The organism is Longimycelium tulufanense, assembly GCF_014645795.1.
Lineage (GTDB): Bacteria > Actinomycetota > Actinomycetes > Mycobacteriales > Pseudonocardiaceae > Longimycelium > Longimycelium tulufanense.
Window position 1 is genome coordinate 1 of sequence record NZ_BMMK01000064.1, and the last position, 14,002, is coordinate 14,002.

Annotated in this window: 13 protein-coding genes; 9 read left to right on the plus strand and 4 right to left on the minus strand. The window is 68.7% G+C overall.

Translation table 11 applies throughout. The features are described 5' to 3' along the window. Positions 1–108: 108 nt before the first annotated feature. A complete protein-coding gene (locus IEY55_RS30640) occupies positions 109–552 on the plus strand; it encodes an Lrp/AsnC family transcriptional regulator (protein WP_189062079.1) in 444 nt (147 codons plus the stop codon). A gap of 45 nt (positions 553–597) precedes the next feature. Here the strand turns inward: IEY55_RS30640 and IEY55_RS30645 are convergent, their stop codons facing one another. Continuing rightward, positions 598–1,185 (minus strand): helix-turn-helix domain-containing protein, encoded by a 588-nt coding sequence (locus IEY55_RS30645; protein ID WP_189062080.1) that lies wholly within the window; start codon positions 1,183–1,185, stop codon positions 598–600. A gap of 79 nt (positions 1,186–1,264) precedes the next feature. On the opposite strand from IEY55_RS30645, the gene IEY55_RS30650 reads away from it, so the two are divergent. From IEY55_RS30650 to IEY55_RS30660, 3 genes are read left to right on the plus strand one after another with little or no spacing between them, the layout of a single operon-like run. After that, on the plus strand, positions 1,265–2,158 hold the full coding sequence (locus IEY55_RS30650) for an NAD(P)/FAD-dependent oxidoreductase (protein ID WP_189062081.1): 894 nt from the start codon (positions 1,265–1,267) through the stop codon (positions 2,156–2,158). Next, positions 2,155–2,982 carry a class I SAM-dependent methyltransferase gene (locus IEY55_RS30655; protein WP_189062082.1) on the plus strand — a complete coding sequence of 276 codons (828 nt, stop codon included), beginning with the start codon at positions 2,155–2,157 and terminating at the stop codon, positions 2,980–2,982. Before IEY55_RS30650 ends, IEY55_RS30655 begins: the two co-directional genes overlap by 4 nt. A 58-nt stretch (positions 2,983–3,040) precedes the next feature. Then, positions 3,041–3,358, plus strand: coding sequence for a hypothetical protein (locus tag IEY55_RS30660; protein WP_189062083.1), 318 nt, complete (start codon positions 3,041–3,043; stop codon positions 3,356–3,358). 88 nt (positions 3,359–3,446) lie between these two features. On the opposite strand, the gene IEY55_RS30665 is transcribed toward IEY55_RS30660, so the two are convergent. Then, positions 3,447–4,256 carry a triose-phosphate isomerase gene (locus IEY55_RS30665; RefSeq protein WP_189062084.1) on the minus strand — a complete coding sequence of 270 codons (810 nt, stop codon included), beginning with the start codon at positions 4,254–4,256 and terminating at the stop codon, positions 3,447–3,449. Next, positions 4,234–4,518, minus strand: coding sequence for a hypothetical protein (locus tag IEY55_RS30670; RefSeq protein ID WP_189062091.1), 285 nt, complete (start codon positions 4,516–4,518; stop codon positions 4,234–4,236). Before IEY55_RS30670 ends, IEY55_RS30665 begins: the two co-directional genes overlap by 23 nt. A gap of 50 nt (positions 4,519–4,568) precedes the next feature. On the opposite strand from IEY55_RS30670, the gene IEY55_RS30675 reads away from it, so the two are divergent. Then, positions 4,569–5,321, plus strand: coding sequence for a tyrosine-protein phosphatase (locus tag IEY55_RS30675; protein WP_229686916.1), 753 nt, complete (start codon positions 4,569–4,571; stop codon positions 5,319–5,321). 194 nt (positions 5,322–5,515) lie between these two features. Beyond that, entirely contained in the window at positions 5,516–6,601 is a 1,086-nt protein-coding gene (locus IEY55_RS30680) for a 3-deoxy-7-phosphoheptulonate synthase (RefSeq protein ID WP_189062085.1), read from the plus strand. A 62-nt stretch (positions 6,602–6,663) separates the two neighbouring features. Here IEY55_RS30680 and IEY55_RS30685 read toward each other — a convergent pair whose 3' ends face one another. Further along, entirely contained in the window at positions 6,664–9,909 is a 3,246-nt protein-coding gene (locus tag IEY55_RS30685; protein WP_229686917.1) for a UvrD-helicase domain-containing protein, read from the minus strand. Positions 9,910–11,005: 1,096 nt separating this feature from the next. On the opposite strand from IEY55_RS30685, the gene IEY55_RS30690 reads away from it, so the two are divergent. The 3 genes from IEY55_RS30690 (at position 11,006) to IEY55_RS30700 (ending at position 13,999) form a co-directional block, all read left to right on the plus strand. Further along, the gene (locus IEY55_RS30690) at positions 11,006–12,232 is read left to right on the plus strand and encodes an IS110 family RNA-guided transposase (RefSeq protein WP_189062086.1); all 1,227 of its coding nucleotides are present in this window, start codon (positions 11,006–11,008) and stop codon (positions 12,230–12,232) included. Between the two features lie 1,121 nt (positions 12,233–13,353). Beyond that, entirely contained in the window at positions 13,354–13,509 is a 156-nt protein-coding gene (locus IEY55_RS30695) for a hypothetical protein (protein WP_189062087.1), read from the plus strand. A gap of 67 nt (positions 13,510–13,576) precedes the next feature. Then, positions 13,577–13,999: a hypothetical protein gene (locus IEY55_RS30700; RefSeq protein ID WP_189062088.1), complete on the plus strand. Its 423-nt coding sequence runs from the start codon at positions 13,577–13,579 to the stop codon at positions 13,997–13,999. Positions 14,000–14,002 lie beyond the last annotated feature (3 nt).

Consider the following 14,002-nt stretch of genomic DNA (forward strand, 5'->3'; position numbering starts at 1 on the left):
CCTGGCAGGTCAGTCGAGCCAACCTGCCATCTCCAGGCGATCCACCGCTAATCAGACAGTCCCAACCGGCTCGATCCGGTATCGGTTGTCGGGGTCACGGCGTCCGGGGTGCAGCTCGATGAGGTGCATGAACGGTTGATTGCCGTGTTGGCCGAGGATGGCCGCGCGACGTATGCGGCGCTTGCTGAGCGGACCAGGACCTCGGAGCCCACGGCGCGGCGCAAGGTGAACCGGCTGCTGGGTTCCGGGGTGTTCCGGATCGCTGTCGAGGTGGATGCTGAGCTGCTCGGCTACCAGTTGGACACGGTGCTGTGGCTGTCGGTGCGTCCGGCGCAGTTGGCCAGGGTGGCCGGTGTGCTCGCGGCCTTGCCAGGTACGCGAAGGGTTGCGGTGACCAGTGGTAGCTCGAACCTGGTGGCGTCTCTGGTCAGCCGTGACGTGGACGATCTCTACGTCGGGTTGACCACGGCGTTCGGGGAGCTGCCGGAGGTCACTCAGCTCGAGGTGGTGCCAGTCATCCAGATGATCAAGCGGGCTGGTGACCGCTGGTAGCCTCGTAGATCGAATCGGGTTGGCCAGAGGTGGGTCGGAGCCAGCTCAGGCGCTGCTGTTGGAGTGGTCGGCGCGTCGTGGTTTGGCGCGGACGTGCATGCGCTCGCCCTGCGGCCCGAACAGGCTCAGGATTTCCACCGGTGCTTTTCCGGTGCTGCCGAACCAGTGTGGCACCCGGGTATCGAACTCGGCGGCCTCCCCCACCTTGAGCACGATGTCGTGGTCGGCGAGTACCAGCCGCAGTTGCCCGCTGAGCACGTACAGCCACTCGTAACCCTCGTGTGTACATGGGACGGGTTTGTTGCGGGTGGCGGCGATGACCATCTTGAACGCCTGTAATCCGCCGGGCTGCTGGGTCAGCGGCACGACGATCGAGTCCTTCCGTTTGACCGGCTTCAACCGCACCCGCGGGTCACCGACCGGCGGTGCGCCGACCAGCTCGTCCAGTGGCACCTGGTGGGCGTGCGCGATGGGCAGCAGTAGCTCCAGGCTCGGCTTCCGCTGCCCGGACTCCAGTCGGGACAGCGTGCTGACGGAGATCCCGGTGGTCTCCGACAGCGCCGCGAGGGTGCAGTGGCGTTGCTGGCGGATGCGCTTGAGCCTCGGTCCAACGGCGGCGAGCACGTCTTCCATTCCCCTATTGCAGAAACAGCAACAAGGCTTGTCAATTTCGCCTGCCTGGGCGCATGGTCGGGGCAGGAGGTGTTCAACCATGGAAGATGTACTGGTCATCGGGGGTGGCGCCGGCGGATTGAACGCCGCGCTCATCCTCTCCCGGGCTCGGCGCCGGGTGGTGGTGGTCGACTCGGGCAGGCCGCGGAACGCGCCGGCGGAAGCGGTGCACGGGTTCATCTCCCGGGATGGCACGCCGCCGGCGGTGTTGTTGGCCGCTGGCCGGAAGGAGGTCGAGCGCTACGGCGGACGAATCGTCGCGGGCGAGGTGCTCGCGGTACGTCGGGACGATGACGGCTTCGAGGTCGAGCTGGGCGACCGTACGGTGCGGGCGCGGCGGGTGATCGTGGCGACCGGGCTGCGTGACGAGCTTCCCGATGTGCCTGGCCTTCGGGAACGCTGGGCGCGGGATGTGCTGCACTGCCCGCACTGCCACGGATGGGAGGTTCGTGACCAGCCGCTGGGCGTGCTCGGCTGGCAGCCAGGGGCGGTGCTGCAGGCAATGCTGGTGCGCCAGTGGTCGGACGACGTGGTGTTCTTCGCCGAGGTGCTCGACGACGCTGGCCGCGCCAAGCTGACCGCGCGGGGTGTGCGGATCGTGGACGGCAAGGTCAGCGGCCTGGTGGTTGAGGACGACGCGCTGCGGGCTGTGCGGCTGGCGGACGGGACCGTTGTGGAGCGGTCCGCGCTGTTCGTGCCTGCCCGGTTCGTACCGAACGACGCGCTACTCACCGGCCTGGGCTGTGAGCGGGATGCGAACGGTTGGGTTCGGGTGGATCCGAGCGGGTTGACCAGCGTGCCGGGTGTGTGGGCGGCCGGCAACGTGATGGACCGCGGTGCCCAGGTGGTGGCCGCGGCGGCGGCCGGGGTGAGGGCGGCACTCGCGGTGAATCTGGATCTGATCGAGGAAGAGCTCCTGGAGCAGGTGCGATGAACGACTTCGACTGGGTCGCGATGGCCGACATGCTGGAGCTTGAGGGCGAGGCAGAGACCCCCTCTGTGAGGCAGGCTCTTGCGGAACTGAAGCACCTGACCCCGCGGTGGATCCTGGATGTCGGCAGTGGTCCGGGTGTCGCGGCCTGCCGGTTGGCGGCGGCGTTCCCGCAGGCCGAGGTCATCGCGGTGGACGGGGCGCCGGAGCTGCTGGCTCGTGCCGAGGAGCGGGCCGAGCGGCTCGGCGTGCGGTTGCGGACGCGGGTGGCCGAGTTTCCGGCGGGACTGGCTGATCTGGGGCCGGCGGACCTGGTGTGGTCCGCGCGGGTCGTGCACCACGTCGGGGACCAGCAGGGTGCGTTGGACCAGCTGGCTGGGCTGCTTGTGCCGGGCGGGGTGCTGGCCGTTGTCGAGGGTGGTCTGCCGGCCCGCTGGCTGCCGCGTGACCTGGGTTTTGGGCGTCCGGGCCTGCAGGCCCGGTTGGATGCGGGAATGGCGGAGCGGTTCAACCAGATGCGGGCCGAGCTGCCTGGATCGGTGGCGGTGGTCGAGGACTGGCCCGGCATGCTGCGGGCCGCGGGACTGACCGAGGTGCGGAGCAAGGCTTTCCTGGTGGACCATCCTGCGCCTTTGGGTGATGTGCCGCGACGGTCGGTGCGGCAAGCGCTGGAGCGGCGTCGCGCGGTACTCGGTGAACTCTTGGATGTCGAGGACCTGGCCGCCTTGGACCGTTTGCTCGACCCGGCCGACCCTGGGGGTGTCGACCGGCGTGCGGACCTGTTTTTGTTGACGGCGACGAGCGTGCACTTCGGCCGTCGACCCTGAGCCTTGATCAGGGAGACTGTTCTTCGAACCGATGGTCGTGGACAGGGGTGTGCGCGGGATGGTGTGGTCGATCCTGAGTGGACTGGCGGCGGTCGGCACGATCATGCTGGTCCTGTGGGGATACCCGGTGGTGGCCGTCATTCCGGCCCTGGTGGGGGTGTTTCTTTCCTTGTTCGGCAGTCAGCGGGTGAAGGCTCGGCGGCAGGAGGAGTTTCGTGTCAGGTTTCGGTCCGTCGAGCAGATCCGGGCGACGCACGACCTGAGCGGGTTCCACCGGCTTCGCGACCAGGCAGGTGAGGTGGCGGCGGTCCGGGCGGTACGCAAGGAGTTTCCCGGCATCTCGCTCGTGGACGCGGTGGCGCTCGTGCGGAGTTGACCGCACGGATTGTTGGTGACCGGCGTCGAGTTGGGTTGCCTTTCTCCAAGTGAGTGTGCCGCTCCCCCGCTGTATCTTGCTTGCGGGCTCACTTTCGGCCGTGATCGACTCCGAGTGCCTCGGTGGCTTGCCGGATGATGGTGAGGTAACCGTCGACTGTCCACGCTGAGCGTCCGACGAACAATCCGTCGATGTGGTCCTGTGCGACCAGTGCGCCGGCGTTGTCAGGGTTGACGCTTCCGCCGTACAGGACCGGGATGCTGGCGCCACCGGCCCCGTAGAGGTCGGTGAGGGCGTGTCGGATGCGGGCGTGCATGTCCTCGGCCTGTTGCGGGCTGGCTGGTTGGCCCTGCTCCCCGATCGCCCAGATCGGCTCGTATGCGAACAGCACGCGTCCAGCCTGGGCTGCGGACACCCCGGACAGTGCGATCTTCACTTGGCGAAGCACGTACTCGGTGGCGGTGTTGGTCTGGCGTTCTGTCCAGGGTTCGCCTACGCAGACCAGGGGCCGCAAGCCAGCGTCGAGTACGGCGTGGACCTTGCGGTTGACTGTCTCGTCGGTCTCGGCGAAGTGGGTGCGTCGCTCGGAGTGCCCCAGTTCCACCAGGGTGGCTCCGGTATCGGCGACCATCGGGACACTGATTTCCCCGGTGTAGGCACCTTGTGGGGCCCAGTGGGCGTTCTGTGCCCCGATCGTCACGCGGCTGTCCGCGAGGATTGTGGCCACCTCGGCCAGCACTGTGAAGGGTGGTACGACGAACATCTGGATGTGCTCGGGCACCGTGGTGCTGGAGGTGGCGAGGTGGTGTGCGTAGGTGCGTGCCTCGGCTGAGGTTTTGGTCATCTTCCAGCTGGTGCCGATCCAGCACGCTGGGCTAGCGGGGCGCGATGTAGACATCAGGGTGGTTTTCCTGCAGGTGGGTCAAGGTGTCCTCGTCGATCCCGTCATCGACGATGATCGTGCTGAACTGGTCGAGCGTCGCCGTTCGGTACTTGGTACAGGGCGCTCTTGCCGAACTTGGTGTGGTCGATCGACAAGGGTACGGGGACGCGACGAACGGGATCTGCCCGGCGATCCTGGCTGCCTCGGTCAGTACGCCGGAGGGGCTCGTTGCCTGCATGCCTGTTTGACGTGGATCGTGCACCATTTCGTCTGTCACGCTCAATCGAGCTTGGGCAACCACGTGGCGCGGCCCAGCGTCCACTCCACGTGATCAACCATCGGCACCTGGAGTGGGACGGCTGTGTCAACGCACGAGACCTGGGGGGCTTACCTACCGCGGACGGTCGCACCACCCGGTGGGGCGCCATCGTCCGCGCTGACGCTCCCCACCAGCTCACCGCTTCCGGCTGGTCCGCTGTGCACGCCCACGGCATCCGCACCGTGATCGACCTCCGTTGCGCTGACGAGCGCCAGCCGGATCTCGTGCCGCGTCCGGCCGACCTGGAGACCGTGCACCTGCCCCTGGAGGACTACAGCGACAGCGAGTTCTGGGACCGCTGGCGTCCCCTCTTCCACACTCCCCTGTCCTACCAGCCGTTTCTGCATCACTTTCCCGACCGCATGGCCGCGGTCATCGCGGTGGTGGCCCGGGCCCGTCCGGGCGGGGTACTCATCCACTGCGCAGCAGGCCGCGACCGGACCGGTCTCGTCTCGCTCGTGCTTCTCGCGCTTGCCGGGGTCAGTCCTGAGCTCATTGCCGACGACCACGACCTCAGCCACGCCCGACTACGACCCCTGCTCGAGCAGCTCGGGCGTTCCGGCGAGGAACAGACGATCCACGACCACATCGCGCGTGAAGGCACCACGGCGCGTGAGTCCCTGCTGTCGACGGTGACGTCTGTCGACTTTGATACCCGCCTCCACCACGGTGGCCTCTCCCCCACCGACCTGGCGGCCGTCCGCGCGCGGCTCGTGGGCTGTGCCACAGTCGATGCGAAAGCAGTCGACGCGTGCTTGTAGAGTGACCGGCATGGTGCGCAGGTATTGGTTTACGCAGCCGGCTCGGGATGCCGGCGACGTGGCCATGCCCTGACACGTCCGCACCCCCGAGCCGGCGAGGCAGCGACCCGAAGGTCGCTGCCTTTTGTGTTTTCACGACCAGCCGGTTCGGGAACGGGGACGCCGGCCCCGGCCCCACCGGCGGAAGGAACCCGATGTCTTCCCAGGACCCGCTCCGGGTGGCCGACCAGCGCATCGACAAAGTAGTGCCCCTGGTCACCCCGGCGTTGCTGCACCACGAGCTGCCGCTGTCACCGGAGATGGCCGAACGGGTGCTCGCCGGTCGCCGCGCGGTCGCGCAGGTGCTGGACGGCCAGGACGACCGGCTGCTGGTGGTGGTCGGGCCCTGCTCGGTACACGACCCGGAGGCGGCGCTGGACTACGCGCGGCGGCTGAGCGAGGTCGCCGCGCGGGTGGCCGACGACCTGCTGGTCGTGATGCGGGTCTACTTCGAAAAGCCGCGGTCCACCGTGGGCTGGAAGGGGTTGATCAACGACCCGGACCTGGACGGCTCGGGCAACGTCAACGAGGGGCTACGGCGAGCGCGCCGGCTGCTGCTGCAGGTCGTGGACCTGGGGTTGCCGGTGGCGTGCGAGTTCCTGGACCCGATCACGCCGCAGTACATCGCCGACACCGTGGCCTGGGGCGCGATCGGGGCGCGCACCGTGGAGAGCCAGGTACACCGGCAGCTGGCCTCGGGGTTGTCGATGCCGGTGGGTATGAAGAACCGGCCCGACGGGTCCGTGGCGGTGGCGGTGGACGCCCTCCGTGCCGCCGCGGTGCCCCACGTGTTCACCGGTATCGACATGTCCGGAACCCCGGCGATCCAACACACCCGCGGCAACGCCGACTGCCACCTGGTGTTGCGGGGCGGGGCGACCGGGCCCAACTACGCCGAGACCGACGTGCGCGCGGCACTGCGGTTGCTGGCGCAGGCCGGGCTGCCCGAGCGCGTGGTGATCGATGCCAGCCACGGCAACAGCGGCAAGGACCATGAGCGGCAGCCGGTGGTGGCCGAGGCGGTGGCCGCCCAGGTGGCCGGTGGGCGGCGCGGCATCGTCGGGGTGATGTTGGAAAGCTTCCTGGCGCCGGGCCGGCAGGACGTCGTGCCGTGCGCGCCGTTGGTGTACGGGCAGTCGATCACGGATGCGTGCATGGGGTGGGAGCAGACCGTGGCGGTGCTGGAGGGCCTGGCTTCGGCGGCGGCGCGCCGTGCCGCGGTGCTGTCCGGCAGCCACTGATGGGCTTGTGCGTGCTGGCGGTGGACCCACCGCACGTGCCCCACCGCCAGCACGAGAACGGGTTACAGCAGGCGGAGTTGGCGGGCGCGGGGCCGTTTGCGGGTTCCCTCCCCCAGCCGTTGGCACACCGCCACGTCCAGGTCGGACAGGAACGGTGAGGGGGTAGCCGGTCGGGTCGCCCCCTGGCGGGTGCGTTCGCCGGCGTGGCTGAGGACCAGGTGGTGTTGGGCACGGGTCATGCCGACGAAGAACAGCCGCCGCTCCTCCCCCAGCTCCTCCGGGTCCGGCTCGGTGCCCGGCCAGCGCAGCGGCAGCAGCCCGTCCTCGCAGCCGACGAGGAAGACCACCGGGAACTCCAGGCCCTTGGCCGCGTGCAGGGTGAGCAGCGAGACCCGGTCGGCGCGGGGATCCCAGGTGTCCACCTCGGCACCCAGCGCCAGCTCGGCGCGGAAGCGCGCCAGGTCCTCCCCGCAGTCGGTGGCCAGTGGCGCGAGCAGGTCGACCGCGGTGTGGATCTCGGCGGCACGGTCCTCGTGCTCCTCGGCCGGAACCTGCTCGAGCGCGGTGCGCGCCGCCTGCCGCACCCGGTCGGCGACGGTGGTCGCGGCCTCCGGGTGGAGGTGGGCGAGCGCACGCAGGATCTCGGCGACGGCGGGACGGTCGGCCAGCCGGTCGTGGGAGCGCTTCTGGAAGGGCACACCGGCCTGGGTGAGCGCGGCCATGAGGGCGCGGGCCTGCGCGTCGGTGCGGTACAGCACGGCGATGTCGGCGAAGGTCAGGCCCGCGGTGGTCTCGCCGTGGGCGTCCACGCGGCCGCTGTCCAGGGAGTGGAAGGAGGAACCGCCCAGCAGCTGGTCCATGGTGCGGGCGACGAAGGATGCCTCCGCACGCTCGTCACCGGCCCGGTAGACCCCGATCTTGGGGTGCTCGCCGTGGTCGAGCGCCGGGCGCAGCTCCCGGTCGGGCACGAGTGTGGCCGGGGCGATGGCCTGCAGTGCCCCGGCCAGGATCGTCGGCGTGGAGCGGTAGTTGCGGGTGAGCGCGACGGTACGGGCGGTCGGGTAGTCCTGTTGGAAGCGCAGGAAGAAGCCGACGTCGGCGCCGCGGAAGCGGTAGATGGCCTGGTCGGGGTCGCCGATGGCGGTGAGGTTGCCCCCGGGTGGGGCCAGCAGGCGTAGCAGCCGGTACTGGGCCTCGTCGACGTCCTGGTACTCGTCGACGGAGATCCAGCGGTAGCGGTCGCGGTAGTGCTCGGTGAGCTGGGGGTCGGTCTCCAGCAGCTCCACCGGCAACGCGATGAGGTCGTCGAAGTCGACCAGGTCCTGCTCGCGCAAAGCTTTGGTGTAGCGCAGGTGGAGTTCGGTGGTCTCCGGGTCGGTGTCGGCGGCGCGGCGGTGCCTGGACAGCGTGGCCAGGGCGCGGCGGGCGGCGCGTTCGTCGTCGAGCAGGTTGGTCAGCAGCGCCAGCCGTTGGGTTTCGGTGGCGATGCCGAAGTGGTTGCTCAGCCCAACGCGGGTGTGGTGCTCGCGCAGGAGGGTCAGGCCCAGGGCGTGGAAGGTGCCGAGGGTCAGCTGTGCGGCGGCGTCAGGGACGAGGGTGGCCAGGCGCTCGGCCATCTCGGCGGCGGCGCGGCGGGTGAAGGTGATGGCCAGGCAGTGCTGCGGTGCGACCCCGTGGGCGGTCACCAGATGGGCGATGCGATGGGTGAGGGTGCGGGTCTTGCCGGTGCCGGGCCCGGCGATGATCAGCAGGGGCCCGTCGGTGATCTCGGCGGCAGCGCGCTGGTCGGCATCAAGGCCGTCGAGCAGAGAGGGGTTCGCTGGCGGGATCGCTGCGGGCACCGGTGCGGGAGTGTGGGGTGCGCCGGCCGCCGGCTGCGGTGCGCGGGTTGTGGTCGGTGCGGGTGGGGTGGTGCGTTCGGGACGCTTTGGTGCGGGTGGGGTGAACAGGTCGGTGTCGAACAGGCTGAGGCTGTTGCTGCGTTGGGCCACCTCGCCGGGTTCGAAGAGCCGGATGACCCCGTACTCACCGTCGTAGCCGGCATCCCGGATGACCTGGCCGCGGCGCAGCCGGGTGATCGCCTCGGCGAGCAGGGGCGAGTGCGGTTCGATGGCGTCGAGGGGAACCTGTTCCAGGATCGCCAGCTCCGGGCCGAGCGCGGCGGTGAGGCTGTCGATCTCGGCCATGACCTTCTTGCTTTTCGGTCCCACGCCCAGGATCTCGCTCATGATCTCCGGCAGCGGGACCAGGCTTCGGAAGTCGGCCGCCCCCGCGGGGCGGGTGCCCTCGGGGCGGTCGGCCAGCTCGGCGACCCGGTGCAGGACGCCGACGGTGACCGGCTTGCCGCACTCCGAGCAGCGGCCGCCGTGGGCGCGGGTCTGTTCCGGTTCCCACCGCACTTCGCACTTGCGGTGGCCGTCCAGGTGGTACTTGCCCTCCTCCGGAAAGAACTCCACCGACCCGAGGTAGCCCTGCCCGGTCTCCAGGGCCCGACGCACCGCGTGGTAATCCAGGTCGGTGTCGAAGACGCAGGCTTCCCGGCCCAGCATCGGCGGAGAGTGGGCGTCGGAGTTGCTGACCAGCCGGTAGCGGTCCAGGCCGGACACCTGCCAGTTCATGGCCGGATCACTGGACAGGCCCGTTTCCAGGGCGAAGATGTGGTCGGCCAGATCCAGGTAGCAGCCCTCGATGGCGTCGAAGCCGGACTTCGAGCCCAGCACCGCGAACCAGGGCGTCCAGATGTGGGCGGGCACCAGGTAGGCGTCCGGGCTGCTTTCCAGGGCGATCTCCAGCAGGTCGCGGGAGTCCAGGCCCAGGATGGGGCGACCGTCGGCGCCGAGGTTGCCGATCCGACCGAGCCGACGGTTGAACTCGGCTGCGGCGTCCAGGTCGGGCAGGTAGATCAGGTGGTGGATCTTGCGGGTGCGTTCGCCACGCTTGTAGATGGTGGAGATCTCCACCGAGAGCATGAACCGCACCGGGCCGTCGCAGCTGGCCGGGAGGGTGCGGCCGATGTCGCGTTCGAGGTCTGGGCGGAGCCGGAACAGGCCGGGCTCGGCCGGCGCGAGGTTGTCCCGCAGGTGCTCGAACCAGGCGGGGTGGGTGACGTCGCCGGTGCCGACGAGGGTGATGCCCTTGCGGCGGGCCCACCACGTCAGGTGCTCCAGGTCGCAGTCCTTGCTGCAGGCTCGCGAGTACTTGGAGTGGATGTGCAGATCGGCATAGAACGCCACCCTGCGGATCATGCCACGCAGTACGACGGACACCCCCTGGGGGATGGCCTCCTCTCCCCCACCGCCCCACGTCATCGGCTGTGAACGAGATCGTGCCATCCTCCCGTTACCGGTGGTCAAGACCCGTTCCGACTCGACCAGCCTCGACCCCTGATGTCCTGGCGATGTCCTGACAAGACCACTATGGACAGTCCGGCGTGGACGCTTGGGGCGCGGGCGGGAGCCACGCCCAGCAGCCCGCCCACGGGCTCTCTCAAGCTCCTGGCACCAAGGCCACGAAAAGCATCGATCACCGACCGGAGAACCACGTCCTCAGCTCACCGTGATCGGTTTGCTCACTCGCTATTGGGAGCCACATTGGTGAGGACGCAACCGAGCGTCTGTCGGGTGACGGACCCGGCAGGAATCGCGCCGCTGCCGTCAGAGCGGTTCGGAGGGATCTGATTACCCTCTCTGGACAGAGTCCGGCGGCCCAAACATCCCCCCACTACCATGGGACGCCATCGGAAAGCCTCGGCGCGCAAGGGCTGTCGGCACTGGTGCCGACACCTCGCGAACCCGACGCCAAACTCGGGGTGTTCTCAATGACATCAGCTTGGCCACGTGCCCGCGCCACCGAAATGCGAACGTTCGTCCAGGCTGCGTCGTTACACTCGAATGCCGCCGGCATCGCCCGAGCACGGCGTGATAACTCCTGATGATTTACGTTTGCCACAGGAACACGCACGGTCCTCTGTCTTTGCCAACGAGTGCGCGACCCTACGTGTCCAGCCGCATTCGACCCCGCCCATAACAGGCTCCACCGCAACCAGAACAAACGCAAAGCACAGATCGGGCCGGTATTCACTGCCGACTACAGTTCGCCAGGCGGAACCAAGAGTTGGCGGGTAGATCGGGTCGCAAGGCCCCGAACACGACAGCCCTCCTAATCAGTTCTGGGAGTGAGTCATCCGGCACACTCCTGGTGGTAGCCGACCGGCAGGTGAGCACTCTGTGCTCCTGGACATCGAGTCCTGAGGAAAGACAGTGCCCCTGCCGGTGGGCCGGGAGAGTTGATCGCTGCTGGGATGTCGTGCCCTGCGTGTTCGTGGCGGGAGCACTGCTTGATTAGGTCGCTGATGGTTCTCCCGCCGGCTGCGCACGGTGATCGACATCGAGAACGGGAGGATCGTTGCGGCTGTTCGTGGGAGATGACTGGGCCGAGGACCATCACGATGTGGAGGTGATGGACGCGGCGGGACGGCGGCTGGCCAAGGCCCGGCTGCCCGAGGGTGTGGCAGGGATTGCCCGGCTGCACGCGATGATCAGTGATCAGCTCGGCGAGACCCCGGATGAGGATGTGGAGGTGCTGGTCGGGATCGAGACCGACCGGGGACCGTGGGTCGCGGCGCTGGTCGCGGCCGGCTACCGCGTGCTGGCGGTCAACCCGTTGCAGGCCGCCCGGTTCCGTGACCGGCTGGGCGTGTCGGGCGCCAAGAGCGACGCCGCCGACGCCCACGTGCTGGCCGACATGGTCCGCACGCACGCCCACGAATTGCGTCCGGTCGCCGGGGACTCCGACCAGGCCGAGGCGATCAAGGTCGTCACGCGTACCCACAAGACTCTGATCTGGGAACGAACCCGGCACACCCAGCGGTTGCGGCACGCGCTGCGCGACTACTTCCCCGCCGCGCTGGCCGCGTTCGAGGACCTCGACGCCGCCGACACCCTCGAATTGCTGGCCAAGGCCCCCACCTCGGCGCAGGCGGCCCGGTTGACGACCGCGCAGATCAGCGCCGCGCTCAAGCGTGCCCGCCGCCGCGACATCGCGGAGAAGGCCGCAGCGATCCAGGCCGCGTTGCGCGCCGAGCACCTGGGCCAATCCGAGATCGTGACCAGCGCCTACGCCGCCTCGATCCAGGCGTTGATCGCGGTGCTGACCGTGCTCAACACCCAGGTCAAAACCCTGCAAGGGCAGGTGGAGGCCTATTTTGGGCAGCACCCGGCCGCTGAGATCATCATCTCCCAGCCCGGTCTGGGGCCGATTCTCGGCGCCCGGGTGCTCGCAGAGTTCGGCGACGACCCCCACCGCTACGCCACCGCCAAGGCCCGCAAGAACTACGCAGGCACCTCCCCGATCACCCGCGCCTCCGGCAAGAAGAAGATCGCCCTGGCCCGGTTCATCCACAACGACCGGCTCATCGACGCTCTCCTGACCCAGGCGTTCAGCGCCCTGCGACTCTCGCCAGGAGCACGTGCCTACTACGACCGGCAACGAGCACGCGGTGTCGGCCACAACGCTGCCCTGCGCCAGCTCGCGAACCGACTCGTCGGCATCCTCCACGGATGCCTCAAGACCAGCACCCCCTACGACGAGACAACCGCCTGGTCGCATCACATCAACTCGACTGCGGCTTGACATTCAAGCTCCTGGGATGCCTTTCCGGTAGTTGCTTTGTCGCCGCAGCATCACTGCCCTGCCGAGACGGAAGTTCGCTCGCCGGTCTCGCGTGACGCACGGTCACACCAACCCCATCGGATTGCGTCGATCACCTGCCGCCGATTGGCCCAGGAAGGCAGGCCAACGTGCTGAGTCGCTCCAGACCAAAAGCCCCGGACAGGCTGTTGCCGATCTAGACCAGGCACGGAAACGTGGCCCCGGCGCTCGGCCACCACAGCATTCACGACGGCCAGGAAGCACAGCCGAACGACCATCTCCCCAGCAACGACGCCGCGCGCCTGCCACTCCACATACTGAGGAACCACACCACCGCAGATGCAACAATGATCACATGGCTGCTTGGGCGTGTCGCATCCCCTTCCGGGGGTGGTTCAGCCGAGAGTCCGGCACCACCGAGTTTTCGTTGGTGGCTCCTACCGTCGTCCCGTGGCGGGGTCGACTCACCTTGGTCGGCAGGCGATGATGTGCGCTGAGCGGGACGCCGGTTCTTGACAACGCCTGGATGCAGCAACGTCATCGCGCCCGCTGCACGGGCGACGTGCGCGATGACGTTCCGGTTCCTCCTCGGGTATCGGGAGAAGGCAGGCGACGCTTTCGAGGGTGGGGTGTGGGGTCCAGGTGATGCATCGTCGGGGTTGGCCAGGAGTGATCCGCCCCGCCATGCCTCGTGCTCACAGTGGACTGGCCTGACGACGTGGATTTCGTCGGCATCGGCGTGATGGGCGGCCCATGGTCACGTGGTCCAGCCAGGGCGGAAGGGGACCGGGATAGACCGTCACTCCGTTCCCTGCTGGCGCGCCGGCCCTTCTCGTCCTCGATGGTGCGCTGCTGACGCGTCCAACTCCTGCGGCATGCAGGCCCACGCTCCGATGGTCGCGCCGTCGACCGGTACACAGGTCCAGGAGATCAGACACTGCAACGACGACCGGTGACACCGCACGATGCTCGCCGGGCACGCTAAGCCCAGCGGACCACCCCCGGCCACCATTCCTCTCCCAGGTTCCGACCACCGCCCCCACGGCACCGGGGCCCGTCGCGGGTCCAAGCCACCGTCACCACCTCGGCCTACGCTCACCCGTATGGACCAGCATGAGCCCCCTACACGGCGCTGCGCCAAGTGCGGCACCAGCCCGGTCGGCGACGGTGGTGTCCTCTGCCCCGACTGCTCCCAGCGGCTCGACCAGCAGACCCGCGACCACTGGACGAACCATCCGCCACACCCCACCGACCAGTAGCAGCAGCGATTACTGGCGCGCTCAACAACCTCTGTACACCTTCGGTGCGGTGTTCAATCATCGACACATGGGCGCCCCCGCCGCTTTCGAACTGCCGACCGCCAGCCTCGCCACCGCCCGCGAGACCGCGCTCCACCACCGCCTCATCCGCGCCGTCCAGCACGGCGCCGCTCTCGTCGTGGGTGGGGCCCGGACCGTGCACCGCGGCCAGATCACCGAGACCGGCGACGTCGTGCCCGCCTGTCACGTGGGCTGGTGCCACGGCACCGCCATCCGCGCCGTCCACCAGGCCATCACCTGCCAGCGGGCCGGATGCCGAAACGCCCACCCCGACCACACGGCCGAACACCACGCCTCAGCCGTGGCACGCCAGCTCACCCTCGACGGGACCGAGGTCATCCCCCTCCCCCGACGCCGCCGCCAGACGAGTAATTCCGAAGTCGGGGTGGTCCCTGGAGACAGGCGAAGGGTGTCCAAGATCGGGTTGTGACGA